The sequence below is a fragment of the Janthinobacterium violaceinigrum genome, assembly GCF_009208555.1.
Taxonomy (GTDB): domain Bacteria; phylum Pseudomonadota; class Gammaproteobacteria; order Burkholderiales; family Burkholderiaceae_D; genus Janthinobacterium; species Janthinobacterium violaceinigrum.
This window is the reverse complement of the sequence record NZ_WFLI01000011.1, coordinates 20,482-36,982: the sequence shown is the minus strand read 5'-3', so window position 1 is coordinate 36,982 and position 16,501 is coordinate 20,482. Positions and strand designations below refer to the sequence as shown.

Genomic DNA, 16,501 nt, shown 5'->3' with positions numbered 1-16,501 from the left:
TTCATCCTCTATTTCCAAGATCTGTGGTAAGCGCCCAGTGTGTGCTGCTGGCCCTCGGCCAGCTTGTCCATGGCCGCCATCCAGCCCGGCTTGACGGCATAGCGGGGATTGCCTTCGCGGCAGGCGTCGATCGCTTCGCGCCACACGCGCGTGACCTGCGCCACGTAGGCGGGACTGCGCTGGCGCCCCTCGATTTTCACGGCGCGCACGCCCATGGCGATCAGTTGCGGCAGCAGCGCCAGGGTATTCAGGCTGGCCGGTTCCTCGATCGCGTAATACTCTTCGTCGTTGACTTCGAAACGCCCCTTGCACAGGGTGGGATAGCTGGCGTTTTCGCCGGGCGCGTAGCGGTCGATCAGCACGCCGTTCAGGCGCGATTCCAGGCCATTCGGCGTTTCCAGCCAGCGCACGGATTTCGCTGGCGAGCAGACGCCATGGGTGTTCGGCGCCTCGCCCGTCGCATACGACGACAATGCGCAGCGCCCTTCGACCATCACGCACAGGCTGCCGAAGCCGAACACCTCGATCTCGACTTCCGTCTTGGCTATCAGCTGCTCCACCTGCGCCATCGACAGCACGCGCGGCAGCACGGCGCGGGCGATGCCGAAGTGTTCATGGTAAAAATTGATGGCCTCGTAGTTGGTGGCCGAGCCCTGCACGGACAGGTGCAGGCGCAGCTGCGGCTGGTGCTGGGCCGCGTAGGCCATCAGGCCCGGATCGGCGACGATCATGGCGTCGATGCCGGCATCGGCGGCGCGGTCGATGGCGCTGCGCCACACGGCCCAGTTGTGCGGCTGCGGATAGGTGTTCAGCGCCAGCAGCACCTTGCGTCCGTACTGGTGGGCGTAGCGCACGCCCTCGGCGATGGCCTTTTCATCGAAATTGAGGCCGGCGAAATTGCGCGCATTGGTGGCGTCGCGAAAGCCCAGATAGACGGTGTCGGCGCCATTGTCGATGGCCGCTTTCAGGGCAGGCAGGCTGCCGGCGGGACAGACCAGTTCCAGCGGTCCGGCCACGCGGGTGGCGGGGGTTGATTCAAGCATCATGATGTTCACAGTCCTGTATCGGCTCAGGGTGCAGACTATAGCCCCGCCCATGCCGCCCAGTCCTTGACGCAGGTGAAGGAATGCATGCATGGCTGGCGCTCGTTCGACTTGCTTGACCTGGCTGTAAAATGCCCGTCCCCTTACCCGATTCCGCTGACCGCCATGCCCCGCAAACCGCTGCTGATCTTCCTGCTGACCCTGTTCCTCACCGTGCTGCAGGTGCAGTGGGCCGCACCCGCCGACGGCTATGACGCCGAGACGCTCTCCATCCTGTCGCCCGAGGTGCTGGGCGCGTATCCGGGCGTATTGCTGCTGTTCCTGCTGGCCGTCTTCGCGCGCCGCGCCATGTCCGTCCCGCGCCAGGCCGCCATCTGTACGGGCTTGCTGGCCGCCTACTGGCTGCTGGCGAACTACGTCACCTTCGACGCGCGCGTGGCCAGCTGGAGCACCTTCTCGCCGCTGGAAATCTGGATGCACGTGCTGCCCGCCTCCGTCATCAGCATCGCCGTCTGCGGCGCCGCCTGGTTCGGCCTGGGCTGCGTCATCCTGCGCCAGTGGCGCGCGAAAAAGTAAACAGCGGCGCTTTTTTCACCTGCATCAAGGATTCGTCACGCCACTGCACGCGCCCTTTGACGTCACTACATTTAGTCATTAATCTCCATAAAAACACCGCATGTTGTGTTTATTGGAGGTTTCATGACGACGAATGCAGTTTCCACCCCGCGCGGCCAGGTCGATGTCGCCGCGTCCATCAACGAATACCTGGAGCGGCGCGACTGGCGTGTCAACGCCAACGCCAACCAGGGTTACTCCCTGGGCGGCCTGATCCTCAATGTATCGGGCAAGGTCATCGCCAACTACTGGCTGGACCAGGTGTATCCGCCGGAAGTGGGCGCGGCGCACCGCGAAGCGGCGCTGCACATCCACGACCTCGACATGCTGGCCGGCTATTGCGCGGGCTGGTCGCTGCGCACCCTGCTGCATGAAGGCTTGAATGGCGTGCCGGGCAAGATCGAATCGGGCCCGCCCAAGCACATGTCGAGCGCCATCGGCCAGATCGTCAACTTCCTCGGCACCCTGCAAAACGAATGGGCCGGCGCGCAGGCGTTCAGCTCCTTCGACACCTATATGGCGCCCTACATCCGCAAGGACAGCCTGCGCTACGAAGACGTGCGCCAATACATGCAGGAACTGATCTTCAACCTCAACGTGCCATCGCGCTGGGGCACGCAGACGCCGTTCACCAACCTCACCTTCGACTGGGTCTGCCCGGACGACCTGCGCGAGCAGATTCCCGTCATCGCGGGCCGCGAGATGGACTTCAGCTATGGCGAGCTGCAGGCGGAAATGGACATGATCAACCGTGCCTACATCGAGATCATGATGGCGGGCGACGCCAAGGGCCGCGTCTTCACCTTCCCCATCCCCACCTATAACATCACCGAGGATTTCGACTGGCACAGCGAGAATGCCGAACGCCTGTTCGAGATGACTGCCCGCTACGGCCTGCCCTACTTCCAGAACTTCATCAATTCGGAACTCAAGCCGAACATGATCCGCTCCATGTGCTGCCGGTTGCAGCTGGACTTGCGCGAACTGCTGAAACGGGGCAATGGCCTGTTCGGTTCCGCCGAGCAGACGGGTTCCCTGGGCGTGGTGACGATCAACTGCGCGCGCCTGGGCCACCTGTGGCGCGGCGACGAGCCAGCCTTGATGGCCGACCTGGACCGCCTGCTGGAGCTGGGCAAGGCCAGCCTGGAAATCAAGCGCCGCACCATCGAGGAGCTGATGCAGCAAGGCCTGTTCCCCTACACGAAGCGCTACCTGGGCACCCTGCGCAACCACTTTTCCACCCTGGGCGTGAACGGCATCAACGAGATGATCCGCAATTTCAGCGGCGACGCCTACGACATCACGGCGCCCGAAGGCCATGCGCTGGCCGTGCGCCTGCTCGACCACGTGCGCGCCCGCATGGTGCAATTCCAGGAAGAGACGGGCCATATGTACAACCTGGAAGCGACGCCGGCCGAAGGCACGACCTACCGCTTTGCCCGCGAAGACCGCAAGCGCTATCCCGCCATCCTGCAGGCAGGCACCGTCGACAACCCGTACTACACGAACTCGTCGCAGCTGCCCGTGGGCCACACGGACGACCCGTTCGAGGCGCTGGAATTGCAGGACGCGCTGCAGCGCAAATACACGGGCGGCACGGTGCTGCACCTGTACATGACGGAAGCGCTGTCGGACGCCAACGCCTGCCGCGAACTGGTGAAACGCGCGCTGAGCCGCTTTTCGCTGCCCTACATCACGGTCACGCCCACGTTTTCCATCTGCCCGCGCCACGGCTACCTGGCCGGCAAGCATGAATTCTGCCCCACCTGCGACGCGGAGCTCATTGCCCGCAAGCAAGCCCAACCTGCTCCATCACTTGAGGAAACGCCATGAATGCACGTCCCGACTTCACTCCCGCCATCACCCTGCTCGATACGGAACGCCAGCGCTGCGAAATCTGGACCCGCGTGATGGGCTACCACCGCCCCGTCGCCTCGTTCAACATCGGCAAGCAGGGCGAATTCCACGAGCGCCAGTATTTTACGGAAGCGAGCGCCCGGGTCGGCCAGCCCGCCTGCCATGGCGGCTGAACTGAAGGTGGGCGGCCTGACGCCCTTTTCCGCCACCGACTATCCGGGCAAGCTGGCGGCCGTCGTCTTCGTGCAGGGCTGCCCCTGGCGTTGCGGCTATTGCCACAACCCCCATCTGCAGCCGCGCACGCCGGACGGCGCCATGCCCTGGCGCGACGTCCTGACCTGGCTGCGCCGCCGCGTGGGCCTGGTCGACGCCGTCGTCTTCAGCGGCGGCGAGGCGTGCATGGACCCGGGCCTGGCGCGCGCCATGCAGGACGTCAGGGCGCTGGGCTTCGGCATCGGCCTGCACACGGCCTGCATCTATCCGCAGCGCCTGCAGGAAGTGCTGCCCCTCGTCGATTGGGTGGGGTTCGACATCAAGGCGCCGTTCAGCGACTATCGTCTTGTGACCCGCGTGGCGGGCAGCGGCGAGCCGGCGCGCGCCTGCCTGGACGCCATCCTCGCCAGCGGCGTGGCCCATGAATGCCGCACCACTACCCACCCGGACCTGCTGCCCGACGCACAGTTGCTGGCCCTGGCCAGCACCCTGGCGGCGAAAGGCGTCAGCAACTACGTGCTGCAGCAGTTCCGGGCCGAAGGCTGCCAGGATGCGGCGCTGGCCGGCCGCCCCCTGCACGGCTATCCGGCACCGCAGACCCTGGCGCAAATCGGCGCCATGTTTCCCCGTTTTACATTCCGTAACCATGGCAATGAAGCCGGCGGCCACATAATTTCGGAAAGCCCCGCAAAATTCCCCGTTCTGCAACGCTGAAATGTCTTGCGTGCTGTAATGTATCAACTGTGCTGCGCAACACGCGCAGCCCGTCAGATTCCTCACACAGCATTACAGATAAGCGTCATCCATGAACGATTTCACCGCAGTCAGCCCAGGCATTCCTTCCACCCACGCCGACATCCTGTACGGCCCGCCGCGACCGGATCTGCTGCGCGAGGAAGTGCTGGCCGACCTGCTCGAGGCGACCGCCCGCCGCTGCCCGCAGCAGATCGCCCTGATCGACGGCGAGCGCCGCATCACGTATGCGGAACTCGATGCGCAGGCAAGCCTGGCCGCGTCGCGCCTGGTGGCCGCCGGCGTCCAGCCTGGCGACATCGTGGGCCTGTGGCTGCCGCGCGGCGCCCACCTGCTGCTGATGCAGGCGGCCATTGCCAAGGCGGGTGCCGCCTGGCTGCCCGTCGATGAAGACACGCCCGTCGAGCGCCTGCAGGTGTGCCTCGATGACGCCAGCGGCGCGGGCGTCGTCAGCTGCGCGCAGTTCGCGCCGCGCCTGGCGCAGGCCGGCGTGGGCCGCCCCGTATGGACGGCGGAAAGCCTGCTGGCCCCCGCCGCGCCGGACGAAGCGCTGCCCGCGCGCGGCGCCGTGCTGCCAGAACACCCGGCATACGTGATCTACACGTCCGGCTCCACGGGCAAACCGAAGGGCATATTGATTTCCCAGCGCAGCATCTGCCACTTCCTGCGCAGCGAAAACGCCGTGCTGGAAGTGACGCAAGACGACACCGTCTACCAGGGCTTTTCCGTCGCCTTCGACATGTCGTTCGAGGAAATCTGGATCGCCTACCTGGTGGGCGCCACCCTGTGGCTGGGCCCCAAGGACATTTCGGGCGACCCGGAAGCCTTGCCCCGCGCCCTGGCCGCAAACAAGGTCACCGTTCTGCACGCGGTGCCGACCTTGCTGGCCCTGTTCGCCGAGGAAGTGCCCAGCCTACGCCTGATCAACCTGGGCGGCGAGATGTGCCCGGAATCGCTGGTCGAGCGCTGGTCGCGCCCGGGCCGCGCCATGTTCAACACCTACGGCCCCACGGAGGCGACCGTCTCGTGCAGCCTGGCGCGATTGCGGCCCGGCGAACCCGTCACCATCGGCACGCCGCTGCCCAACTATGGCTTGCTGGTGCTGCAAGTGGCCGAAGCGGGAGAAAACCGTCCATTGACCCTGCTGCCACGGGGCGAGACGGGCGAATTGTGCATCATCGGCCCCGGCCTGGCCGAGGGCTACCTGGGCCGGCCCGACCTGACGGTGGAAAAATTCCTGCCCAATCCCTGGGCGACCAGCGACGACGATGCGCGCCTATACCGCACGGGCGACCTGGCCCGCATCGATGCGGATGGCCAGGTGCTGTGCCTGGGCCGCGCCGACGACCAGGTGAAAATCCGCGGCTTCCGCGTGGAGCTGGGCGAGATCGAAGCCGTGCTGGCGCAACAGCCCGGCGTGGGCACGGTGGCCGTCCTGCTGCGCAAGGATGACGGCATCGACCAGCTGGTGGCCTACATCGTGGGCAGCGACGATGCGCCCGACGATGCGCTGGCGGCGAAAACCCTGCGCGCGGCCCTGAACCTGCATTTGCCGCCGTATATGGTGCCGGGCCGCTTCGAGCTGCTGCCGCTGATGCCGCGCCTCACTTCCGGCAAGATCGACCGCAAGGCCTTGAAAGCCATGCCCCTGTCGGCGCCGCCGGCCGGCGAGGCGGGCGAATCGGACGTGCCGGAAACGCCGGCCGAAGCAGCCCTGTTCGCGGCGCTGGCGGCACTGTTCCCCGGCCAGGCGATCCTGCGCCAGCTGGATTTTTTCAGCGACCTCGGTGGCCACTCCTTCCTGGCCGCGCGCCTGGCATCGAGCCTGCGCGCCAATCCGGCCTACGCCCACATGACGGTGCGCGACATTTACCAGAACCGGCAGATCGGCAAGATCGCCGCCGTGCTCAATGAAGCGCCCGCGCTGGCCACGCCGGAAGCGGAATGGACGCCGCCATCGGCCTGGAAGCGCTGGACCTGCGGCGCGGCCCAGGCGGCGGCCGTGCCGGGCCTCGTCACCCTGCGCATGGCGCAGTGGATGGCGCCGTTCTTCACCTATCACTTCTTCACGGGCGATACGGGCGACACGGTGCCGCGCGCCATCGCCGCCTCGATCGGCGTGTTCCTGCTGGCGACCCTGGCCGAATTTGCCATCGCCATCGGCGGCAAGTGGCTGATCGCCGGGCGTCTGAAGCCGGGCAGCTATCCGCTCTGGGGCGTCACGTATTACCGCTGGTGGCTGGCCGACCGCCTGGTCGAGTCGGCGCCCGCCTACCTGCTCAGCGGCTCGTCGCTGAACAGCTGGTGGCTGCGCGCGCTGGGCGCCAAGGTAGGCAAGGAAGTGGTCATCGGCTCGATGACCCTGCGCGCACCCGACTTGCTGGCCATCGGCGACAACGTCAGCGTGGGCAATGCCGTCAACTTTGAAAACGCGCGGGTGGAACGGGGCCGTTTGCTGCTGGGCCAGATCCTCATCGGCGACGATGCCTGCATCAGCTCCTACGCGATTTTGGAAGGCAACACGCAAGTGGGCGCCTTCGGCCACCTGGAGGGGCAATCAGCGCTGGCCGATGGCGCCGCCGTGCCAGCCGGGCGCGTGTACACGGGTTCGCCCGCGCGCGACATCGGCCCCTACGACCGGGCCAGCCAGCCGCCGCGCCCCGCCGTCTCGCGCCTGCGCCTGACGGGCGAAACCCTGTTCTTCTGCTTCGGCATGATCCTGATCGCCGTGCTGTTTTTCATGCCCGTCTTCCCCAGCTTCGTGCTGATCGACTGGTTCGACGAGCGCGAAATGATGCCGTGGCTGCAGGGCCGCGACGTGACGACCCAGCTGGCCCGCTACTTCCTGCTGGCCTTCCCCGCCAGCGCCGTGCTGATCGTGCTCACCGCCCTGCTGTCGGCCGCCATCCGCTGGGGCGCGCTGCCCCGCCTGAAGCCGGGCAGTTCGCCCGTGCACAGCAATATCTATTGCGCCAAGTGGCTGGTCAGCCATATCCAGGAATCGAGCCTGAACGTCCTGCACGGCATCTATGCCACCGTCTACGCGCCCTACTGGTACCGCCTGCTGGGCGCCAAGGTGGGCAAGGGCGCCGAGATTTCCACGGCGCTGGGCGTGGTGCCCGACATGCTGACCCTGGGCGACGACACCTTCATCGCCGACGCCGTCATGCTGGGCGACGAGCAGATCGACGGCGGCTGGATGACCATGCGCCCCACCGTCATCTCGCACCGCAGCTTTGTCGGCAACGGCAGCTATATCCCGGATGGCACCGTGCTGCCCGAGCACGTGCTGATCGGCGTGCACACGCATGCACCGCGCAATGAACAGATGCACAGCGGCGACACGTGGCTGGGCTCCCCGCCCATGCACCTGCCCGCGCGCGAGCAGGTCAGCGGCTATGCGGAGCACCTGACGTTCAAGCCGTCCGTGCTGCGCCGCCTGGGCCGCAGCCTGATCGAGGCGTTCCGCATCGTCGCGCCGCACGCGGTGGTGATCGCCGTCGGCTACACCCTGGTGCTCGACGTGATGCCCATCGCGGGCGCGGGACGCTGGGGCGAAGTCGTGGGCGACCTGGCGATTGCCGGCATCGCCTACGGCATCGGCAATTTCCTCGTCGTCGTGCTGTTCAAGTGGCTGCTGCTGGGACGCTACCGCAAGCACGCGGCGCCCATGTGGACGCCGTTCGTGTGGATCTCGGAAGGCGTGACGAATCTGTACGAAGGCATCGCCGTGCCCAATTTCATGCGCTACCTGCGCGGCACGCCGTGGCTGCCGCTGGCCTTCCGCCTGTTCGGCTGCAAGATCGGCCGCGGCGTCTACATGGACACGACGGACATCACGGAATTCGACTGCGTGCACATCGGCGACTACAGCGAACTCAATGCCCTCACCTGCCCGCAAACGCATCTGTTCGAAGATCGCGTGATGAAGATCGACCACGTGGAAATCGGCCAGCGCGTCTACATGGGCCCGCGCAGCTCCGTGCTGTACAGCGCCAAGGTGGGCGACAATGCACGCCTGGGCCCCTTGACCCTGGTGATGAAGGGTGAACATATCCCTGCCGGCAGCAACTGGGCCGGCTGCCCGGCGGCGCCGCTGCGCAGCTGATGGATATAACGGTGCTGTGGTCGGCGGACGGCGTGCTGGCGATCGGCATCGCCGCCGCCATGCCGCGCGCCGAAGCCCGATTGCGCATCCGCGCCGCCGTGCGCGAGGTGGCGGCGCGCTGGCTGAAGATGGACATCGATGCGATTTCGCTGGAGTCTACGCCGGGCGCCCCTCCCCGCCTGCTGCTGGCAGGCCGCCCGGCGGGCCTGTCGTTCAGCCATGACGACGGCTGGTCGGTGGCCGCCGTCCACCTGCATGGGACCGTCGGCATCGACGTGATGCGCGTGCAGGACATTCCCGACTGGCGGCAAGTGGCGCGCGATTACCTGGGACCGCAGGTGACGCAGGAGCTGGCTTCGTTGCCCGATGCTCAACGTCCTTTGGCCCTGGCCCAGGCGTGGACGGCGCGCGAGGCGGCGCTCAAGTGCGCAGGTTTGCCATTGATGGAGTGGGATGGGATAGCATTGAATTGCAATGTACTGCACATCGCCTTGGAGGACGGATTTGTCGCGATGCTGGCAATCCCACGGAAAACAACTGGGGTCGGACCCTGAGGGTCCGACCCCGGCATCTTCGCCGTTGGGTTTATGCGAAACACTCTTTAATCCTCACTCTGGGTCCCGGTACGGCCGCCGCCGATCTGGACGAAAATCAGTTTTGCGATAATACTGACGAGCAGCCCCAGCACCCCGATCAATTCCAGCATGGCCTTTCCTTTGCAGTGACAGCAGACCAGTCCACTGTAGCGTGCTTGCGGCATCCAGGCTAATATCAAATCCGGCAGTCACCGATCTCGAAAAGGCATACGATTGATTTCTCTCAAACAGTTCAAGTACTTTGTCGAGATTGTCGATGCGGGCAGCTACTCGCGCGCGGCCGAGAAGCTGTACATCGCGCAGTCGGCCCTGAGCCGGCAGATCAAGGAGTTGGAAGGCGAAGTGCAGGCGCTGCTGCTGACGCGCGACGCGCGCCATATAGAGCTCACGCCCGCGGGACAGGTCTTCTATGAGCGGGCCAGGCGCATCCTCGACGACATCGAGGAAACCGTGCGCCAGACGCGCCACGTGGGACAGGGCGAGCAAGGCATCATCCGCCTGCTGCATTCGAGTTCCGTGACCCTCACGCCCGCCATCGGCGCCGTGCTGAACCGGCTGCTGGCGCAGTTCCCCGGCGTCTCGCTCGACATATCAAAAGGCTCATCGGAAAACCAGGCGGCCGACATCGAGGAAGGCCGCGCCGACCTGGGCCTGGTGCGCCTGCCCACCCTGCGCAAGCACGCCAACATCGTCGTGCGCGAACTGTTTGCGGAAAAGCTGGTGGTGGCCGTGTCGTCGGCCTCGCCGCTGGCGGCACTGGGCAGCACGACGATTGCCGCCCTACGCAACGAAGCGTTCGTCTCGATCCCGCACAAGGACCGGGGAGGCCTCAGCTACCTGGTGGCGGGCCTGTGCCTGGCGCAGGGTTTCTTTCCGAAGGCGGCGCGCGCCCTGTCGCGCAAGACGTCGCAGCTGAACCTGATCGAGGCGAACATGGGCATCGCCATCGTCCCGGACAGCATGCGCCTGGTGGCGCCGCCGGGCGTGCGCTTCATCGCGCTGCCGGACGAGGAATCGCATTCCATCGTGGGCCTGATCTCGCCGCGCGCGGCCAGCGGCATGGTGGCCGCGTTCACGGAAGCTTTCGTGCGCGAGATGAACGCCCTGCCGCCGGACGATTAACCTTCCGCGTACAGCGCCGCATCCGCGTCGCGCACGGCCGCCATCAGCAGGGCCAGCTTCATGACATCGAGCTTGCCGTCCGTGCGCACGCGCGAGCACAGGTCGATGCCGTAGGGGCGCACCTGGCGCAGCGCCTCCATCACGTTGGCCGCATCCAGCCCGCCGGCCAGGAAGACGGGACGGGGGCTGGCGCGCACGAAGCGCGCGCTGACGGACCAGTCGTGCGTGCGGCCCGTGCCGCCCAGTTCAGGCACGGCCGCGCCGGGGCGGCCAGAGTCGAGCAAAAATGCATGGACGTGGGGCGCGTAGGCGGGAATCAGGTCCAGCGCCTGCGGCCCTTCCACATGGATCACCTGCACGCGCCGCACGTGCGGCAGCAGGCGCGCCAGTTCGGCCACCTCGCCCGGGTCGACATGGCCGACGATCTGCACGGTCGATGGCTGCGTGGCGCGCACGTGCCCGGCGATGGCCTGCGCCGTCGTCTCTGAAGTGAGCAGAAACGTGGCCACGGGCGGCGGCGTCCAGGCGGCGATCTGCGCAATGCGCGCGTCGGGGATCGGGCCGGGGCCGGACGGCATGGCCGCCACCAGGCCCAGCGCGTCGGCGCCGGCGGCAATCGCCAGTTGCGCTTCGTCGATGGAAGCGATGCAGCAGATCTTGATGCGGGTTCTCATGGCCTTGCATGTTCAGTCGGGATGATCAACATTACAACACAGGGCGGCGCGCGCGCCAAGACACGCGGTCAAGGCCGTGCGCGATTGTGTGCCAGAATGGGCCATTGCCCACTTCCCGAGGAATCCATGGCCGACTACAAGAACCCCAGCTACGTGGCCCGCTCCATGCACCCGCGCTTCGATGAGCTGACGTCGCCGGGCGAAGCCGTGCCGTACTCGGGCATCTACCGCTGCGATGGCTGCGCGCACGAGATCGTGTCGACGGAAGGCCACGTCATGCCGCCGCAAAACCACCATCAGCACAGCAGCGAGCAGGGCCCGATCCGCTGGCGCCTGATCGTCAGCCCGCGCTGATGCCGCATGACGCGGGGCGATGCTGCGGCGCAGATTGACAGGCGCCGGGCGCCGGCCGATACTTGATTTTTCCGCAGCCGCCACTGGAACGCCAGCATGCGCATCGTCGATTTTGAAGTCCGCAAGGAGTGCCCGCCGCAGCTGTGCGACTGCGAGCGCGAGCGGCTGCTGCACGATCCGCAGGCGGACGTTTCCATCCTGCGCCTGAACCTGACGGAAGAAAAGCGCCTGCTCGCGCATATCGAGCAGATCGACAGCTATGCGCAGTTAAAGAAACTGCAAGAGCGCTTGAAGAGCAACCTGGGCGTGGCATTGCAGATCGCGCCGGGCAGCGGCGAAGTGCGCACCGTGCGCGGCTTCCAGATCCGCCTGCAGGAACAGCCGGGCCTGTGCCGCAAGACGCGCGCGGCCATCCCGGCCGCCGTGCGGCGCTGCCTGGCCGCGCATCCCGAGATCGCGTTTGCGATATTGAATGAAAACGATTTGCTGGGCGGAGCATAAGCCAGGGCTGAGGACAGACCCTCAACGCCGTTAGCGTCAAGCTCAGTGCCAACGTATCCGGGGGTCTGACCCCGGCTCTACGCTGGGTGCCGTTACGCCGCGCGGATGGCAATGACCTTGCCCTTCGCTGCGCGTGCGCGCAGCTGCCCGCAGCCCCCTTCCACGTCCTGCCCGGCCGAATCGCGCAGCTTGGTCAGTACGCCCCGTTCGTGCAGGGCAGCGGCGATGGCCCGCGCCTTTTCCCAGCTGGGGCGCCGGAACGGCAAGTCGTCGATGGTGTTATACGGGATCATGTTGAGCACCGCATATTTCCCCTTCAGCAGGTCGACGATGCCATCCATCTCGTCCGCGCCATCGTTGACGCCTTCCATCAGGGTCCATTGGTACTGCACCGGGTAGCCGGTCAGGCGCGCATACGACTCGCCGAAGTCCACCAGCTCGCGCGGCGTGAGCCTGGGCGCGCGCGGCAGCAGCTGCTCGCGCAGCTCCCGCTTTGTCGTGTGCAGGGACAGGGCCAGCGCCGGCTTGACTCTTCCCTGCGGCAGGCGCTCGAACGCGCGCGGGTCGCCCACGGTGGAAAACACGAGATTCTTGTGGCCGATATTGCCCTCGGTGCCCAGCAGGTCGATCGCTTCCATCACATTGTTCAGGTTATGCGCCGGTTCGCCCATGCCCATGAAGACGACTTTTTTCACGGGACGCAGGGTACGCGCCAGCACCACCTGGGCCACGATCTCGCCGCTGGTCACTTGCCGTATCAAGCCGTCGCGGCCCGTCATGCAGAACTGGCAGCCCACGGCGCAGCCCACCTGGCTGGACACGCACAGGCCGTCGCGCGGCAGCAGCACGCTTTCCACCGTCTGGCCGTCGTGCAGCCCCACCAGCAGGCGCGCGGAACCGTCGGCGCCCGGATGGCTGCTGAGCAGTTTCAGCATGCCCTGCAATTCGGCGTCCAGCGCGGGCAAGACCTCGCGCACGGGCAGCGGCAGGAAATCCTCGGCGCGGCGCCGGCCCTGGTCGTGCGGCTGCGCCTGTATCCAGTCGCGCAGCACGCGCTGTTCGTGCAGGGGCTTGGCGCCCAGCGCGCGCAGGCGCTGGCGGAGATGGTCGATTTGCATGGCGTCCGGATAAAGAACGGCGCGCCGGCAAAAATGCGAGGCGCGCCGCGGATGGCAATATACAGCTTAGACTTTTTTCACGAACTCGGTTTTCAGGCTCATGGAACCGAAGCCGTCGATCTTGCAATCGATATCATGGTCGCTGTCGACCAGGCGGATGTTCTTGACCTTGGTGCCCATCTTGACGACACCGCCGCCGCCCTTCAATTTCAAGTCCTTGATGACGCTGACCGTGTCGCCGTCCTGCAGGATGTTGCCGGCCGCATCGCGGTACACACGGGCACCCTCTTCCGCCGCATCGCCAGCCGTGGCCGACCATTCATGCGCGCATTCAGGGCAGATCAACTGGCTGCCGTCTTCGTACGTGAATTCGGATTTGCATTGCGGGCATGGTGGTAATGTGCTCATACTTCTCTCTGTCTGGTGAACAGCGCCTGGCTGTAAAAGCCGACATTATACTGCCTACGCCCCGTATCAGCTTGCTTTTTTCACCATCATTATCAAGGCCGGCGCACAATCTCGATGGTGCTGTGGACGATTTCCTCGTGGATGCCGATGCGCGCGCGCAGCTGGGCCGCTGTCAGCGCGGGGTCGCGGCTGACCACGGACAAAGCGCACGAATACAACTGCTTGCCCACCCGCCAGACGTGCAGGTCGACGATGCGCGGCGTGTCGCCGCCCGTTTCCACTTCCACGGCCTCGCGGATTTCAGCCACCACGGGGTGGTCCATCTCGCGGTCCAGCAAGACCTTGCCCGTCTCCTGCATCAGCTTTTTCGCCCACAGCGCCACCAGCACGGCGCCCGCGATGCCCATCACGGGATCGAGCCAGCTCCAGCCGTACAACCAGGCACCGGCCAGCGCGACGATGGCCAGCACGGAGGTGGCGGCATCGGCCAGCACGTGGACGTATGCGGCCTTCATGTTCAGGTCTTCGCCGTGGCCGTGGTGATCTGGATGGCCGTGGTGGTCATCATGGTCGTGATGGTCGTGGCCATGGTCATGCCCGTGGTCGTGGTGGCCGCCGAGGATCAGCGCGCACACCAGGTTCACCAGCAGGCCGAAAGCCGCCACCGCCATGGCCTGCGGATAATGGATGGGCTGCGGCGAAAACAGGCGTTCGATGGAAGCGGCCACCATCAGCACGGCCACGCCCAGCAGCAGGATGGCGCTCGTGTAGCCGGCCAATACTTCAATCTTCCACGTGCCGAAGGCAAAGCGGGGATCGCGCGCATAGCGGCGCGCCGCCGCATACGCAAAGGCGGCCAGGCCGATGGCCAGCGCGTGCGAACTCATATGCCAGCCATCGGCCAGCAGGGCCATGGAGTTGTACCACCAGCCGGCGACGATTTCCAGCGCCATGGTGGCCAGGGTGATCCACATGACGATGCGCGCGCGGTGTTCCGCCTTGTCGCTGGCGGCGCCAAAGACGTGATCGTGCTGCCAGGCGGACAGGTCTTCCCCGATGTGTTGTGGTGTCATGCTGGTCTCTCCGGCCGATTATTTGAGGTAGGTGCGCAGGATGGCGGCGATGTCGTCGGCGCCCTTGCTCCGCTCGTCGCCGGCCAGATCGGGACTGGCCACGTGCTCGCGCAAGTGCTCCTCGATCACTTCGGCCATCAGGCCATTCACGGCGCCGCGCACGGCGGCGATCAGCTGCAGCACTTCGCCGCAGTCGCGGCCCTCTTCCAGGCCTCGCTCCAGGCCTTCCACCTGCCCGCGGATGCGCTTCACGCGATTGAGCAGCTTGGTCTTGTTGTGTGCCGTGTGTCCCATGGTTTCATCCTGATAAATACTATAGGGGGGTATACTATCAGGAAAATCCTCCTGCGGCGGCCAGCCGCAAAAAAAGCCGCGCATCCTCGCGGATGGGCGGCTCGCCAAATGATGACTATGCGCTAGGGCGCCGGCGCGATCTTCTGCAGCTTGCTGGCCAGCGAGGCATCGGACAGTTCGCCCAGGTGGGTGTCGACCAGGCGCCCCTGCGCGTCATAGAACAGCGTCGTCGGCAGGGCCGAGGAGCCGGCCGCCTTGCCCAGCGCCGCCTCGCTGTCGAGCACCACATTGCGCAGGGTCGCGCCGCTTCGCGCCAGGAAAGCGCTGGCGGCCGCCGCATCCTCGCGCTGGTTCGCGTAAACGAAGACGATATCGGCGCGCGCCTGCTGCGCGGCGGCCAGCACGGGCATCTCGCGCCGGCATGGCGGGCACCAGCTGGCCCATAAATTGACCACCAGCGGCTTGCCTCCGGCCAGCGCCGCCAAGGTCGCCGGCGCGCCGTTGACCGTCTGCAGCGCCACGGTGGGCAAGGCCGCCGGCTTGCCGTACGCCAGAAACAGGCCCGCGCTCAGCATGCCCCAGGCCAGCGCGCCGGACGCCACGCTGATGGCCAGGGGACGGCGCATGGCCGCCATGGCGGGACGCCGGCAGCGCCACGCGGCGATGGCCAGCGCGGCGGCGATGCCGGCCGGCGCCATAAAGCCGCCGTCGCGGATATTCAGGATGGACCAGGGCGCGGCCAGGTACTGTTCGTGCCAGCGCAGCACGAACGCGAGGCGCGCCGCCAGCAGGCCGGCGACCAGCAGGTCGGAAACGAGGGGGCCGGTATCGGGCAACTGGCGGTAGCGCCGCAGCCAGTACGCGACGCCGTAGGCCACGCACAGGGAAACGAACAGCAGGACGAGGCCCGTAGGCAGGGCCAGGGGGCCGATTTGCAGGGACAGCATTGGCGCTCTCTATCACGTCGAAGGGACGGACATTGTGCCCCAGGCGGATTAAGCCGGCGTTAAGCGGCGCCCGTCTCAGGTGGCCAGCGCTTCCTTGCGCACGAAATGCATGGCTTGCGGCTGGTCCACCAGCACGCACTGCTTGCCCGTGCGCTTGCAGTGGTCGTGCACGCGCCAGTAGGCATCGTGGCTGACGCAGCCCGTCTGGCAAATCACCAGGTCGGCCGCCACCAGGCCCGCTTCCAGCGCGGCCGCATCGTCGGCACCGGCATCGCCGCCCGCGTGGTGCAGGAAGCGCCCGCCCGCCTGCTCGATGGCTTGCTGCGCCACGTTGGCGCCGTGCGCATCCTGGCCCGCTTCCTCGTTTAAATAGTTGCCGACATACAGCACGGCTTTTTCGCGCACGCCAGCGAGCAAGTCCGCTTGCAGCGCGGAGCGGGGCACGGCCGATGGCGCGGGCACCCATTGCAGGCGCAGCAATTCGCGCATCAAATCCTGTACCCGCTCGCTGAGCCATTCGACCTTGCGCGCCAGCCGCGCCCGCGTCGGCAAGCCCGGCGCGGCCGCAGTCAATTCGGCCAGTTCCTCGCGCGCCAGCGCCAGCTTCGTATCGCGGATCACGACCTGCGCCCGCGCGCGCATCAATTCCGACTCCAGCTGCGCGATGCGGGCCGCCTGCGCGGCCAGCTGCGCACTGCAGCGGGCCTGCGCCCGTCCATACTCGCCCATCAGCACGCGATGCTCGCGCGCGATCGGGTCCTCATTGCCATACATACTGCCCATCATGCCCTCCTTCACTACCCTTGGCGCCATGGCGCCAGCCCA

The 16,501-nt window shown here is 66.3% G+C and carries 17 protein-coding genes; 9 read left to right on the top strand and 8 right to left on the bottom strand.

What is annotated here, in order from left to right; genetic code table 11:
- Positions 1-8 precede the first annotated feature (8 nt).
- Positions 9-1,046: a ubiquinone anaerobic biosynthesis protein UbiU gene (gene ubiU, locus GCN75_RS11740; RefSeq protein WP_413541530.1), complete on the bottom strand. Its 1,038-nt coding sequence runs from the start codon at positions 1,044-1,046 to the stop codon at positions 9-11.
- 84 nt (positions 1,047-1,130) lie between these two features.
- On the opposite strand from ubiU, the gene GCN75_RS11735 reads away from it, so the two are divergent.
- From GCN75_RS11735 to GCN75_RS11705, 7 genes are all read left to right on the top strand, one after another.
- Complete coding sequence (locus GCN75_RS11735; RefSeq protein ID WP_152282675.1) at positions 1,131-1,619, top strand: hypothetical protein; 489 nt, start codon at positions 1,131-1,133, stop codon at positions 1,617-1,619.
- Between the two features lie 123 nt (positions 1,620-1,742).
- Positions 1,743-3,491 (top strand): ribonucleoside triphosphate reductase, encoded by a 1,749-nt coding sequence (locus tag GCN75_RS11730; RefSeq protein ID WP_152282674.1) that lies wholly within the window; start codon positions 1,743-1,745, stop codon positions 3,489-3,491.
- A complete protein-coding gene (gene nrdD / locus GCN75_RS29835; protein ID WP_092712624.1) occupies positions 3,488-3,688 on the top strand; it encodes an anaerobic ribonucleoside-triphosphate reductase in 201 nt (66 codons plus the stop codon). Before GCN75_RS11730 ends, nrdD begins: the two co-directional genes overlap by 4 nt.
- On the top strand, positions 3,678-4,442 hold the full coding sequence (locus GCN75_RS11720; RefSeq protein WP_152282673.1) for an anaerobic ribonucleoside-triphosphate reductase activating protein: 765 nt from the start codon (positions 3,678-3,680) through the stop codon (positions 4,440-4,442). The genes nrdD and GCN75_RS11720 overlap by 11 nt, the downstream gene beginning before the upstream one ends.
- A gap of 91 nt (positions 4,443-4,533) precedes the next feature.
- Positions 4,534-8,589, top strand: coding sequence for a Pls/PosA family non-ribosomal peptide synthetase (locus tag GCN75_RS11715; RefSeq protein ID WP_152282672.1), 4,056 nt, complete (start codon positions 4,534-4,536; stop codon positions 8,587-8,589).
- Positions 8,589-9,143: a 4'-phosphopantetheinyl transferase family protein gene (locus GCN75_RS11710; RefSeq protein ID WP_152282671.1), complete on the top strand. Its 555-nt coding sequence runs from the start codon at positions 8,589-8,591 to the stop codon at positions 9,141-9,143. Before GCN75_RS11715 ends, GCN75_RS11710 begins: the two co-directional genes overlap by 1 nt.
- Positions 9,144-9,398: 255 nt before the next feature.
- Positions 9,399-10,307 carry a LysR family transcriptional regulator gene (locus GCN75_RS11705; RefSeq protein ID WP_152282670.1) on the top strand — a complete coding sequence of 303 codons (909 nt, stop codon included), beginning with the start codon at positions 9,399-9,401 and terminating at the stop codon, positions 10,305-10,307.
- On the opposite strand, the gene GCN75_RS11700 is transcribed toward GCN75_RS11705, so the two are convergent.
- Positions 10,304-10,981, bottom strand: coding sequence for a phosphoribosylanthranilate isomerase (locus GCN75_RS11700; RefSeq protein WP_152282669.1), 678 nt, complete (start codon positions 10,979-10,981; stop codon positions 10,304-10,306). The genes GCN75_RS11705 and GCN75_RS11700 overlap by 4 nt on opposite strands.
- A gap of 126 nt (positions 10,982-11,107) precedes the next feature.
- Between GCN75_RS11700 and GCN75_RS11695 the strand changes: the two genes are divergently transcribed.
- A complete protein-coding gene (locus GCN75_RS11695; protein WP_077402374.1) occupies positions 11,108-11,335 on the top strand; it encodes a hypothetical protein in 228 nt (75 codons plus the stop codon).
- 96 nt (positions 11,336-11,431) lie between these two features.
- Positions 11,432-11,836, top strand: a complete 405-nt coding sequence (locus GCN75_RS11690; protein WP_152282668.1) for a hypothetical protein — start codon at positions 11,432-11,434, stop codon at positions 11,834-11,836.
- Between the two features lie 92 nt (positions 11,837-11,928).
- On the opposite strand, the gene GCN75_RS11685 is transcribed toward GCN75_RS11690, so the two are convergent.
- The 6 genes from GCN75_RS11685 to GCN75_RS11660 form a co-directional block, all read right to left on the bottom strand.
- Positions 11,929-12,954: an RNA methyltransferase gene (locus tag GCN75_RS11685; protein ID WP_152282667.1), complete on the bottom strand. Its 1,026-nt coding sequence runs from the start codon at positions 12,952-12,954 to the stop codon at positions 11,929-11,931.
- A 66-nt stretch (positions 12,955-13,020) separates the two neighbouring features.
- Positions 13,021-13,362, bottom strand: a complete 342-nt coding sequence (locus GCN75_RS11680) for a zinc ribbon domain-containing protein YjdM (RefSeq protein ID WP_152256102.1) — start codon at positions 13,360-13,362, stop codon at positions 13,021-13,023.
- 92 nt (positions 13,363-13,454) lie between these two features.
- Positions 13,455-14,435 carry a CDF family Co(II)/Ni(II) efflux transporter DmeF gene (dmeF, locus tag GCN75_RS11675; protein ID WP_152282666.1) on the bottom strand — a complete coding sequence of 327 codons (981 nt, stop codon included), beginning with the start codon at positions 14,433-14,435 and terminating at the stop codon, positions 13,455-13,457.
- Between the two features lie 18 nt (positions 14,436-14,453).
- Positions 14,454-14,729: a metal/formaldehyde-sensitive transcriptional repressor gene (locus GCN75_RS11670; protein ID WP_152256104.1), complete on the bottom strand. Its 276-nt coding sequence runs from the start codon at positions 14,727-14,729 to the stop codon at positions 14,454-14,456.
- Positions 14,730-14,851: 122 nt separating this feature from the next.
- The gene (locus GCN75_RS11665; protein ID WP_152282665.1) at positions 14,852-15,676 is read right to left on the bottom strand and encodes a TlpA disulfide reductase family protein; all 825 of its coding nucleotides are present in this window, start codon (positions 15,674-15,676) and stop codon (positions 14,852-14,854) included.
- A 75-nt stretch (positions 15,677-15,751) separates the two neighbouring features.
- On the bottom strand, positions 15,752-16,462 hold the full coding sequence (locus GCN75_RS11660; protein WP_226941308.1) for a DUF2325 domain-containing protein: 711 nt from the start codon (positions 16,460-16,462) through the stop codon (positions 15,752-15,754).
- Between the last annotated feature and the right edge of the window lie 39 nt (positions 16,463-16,501).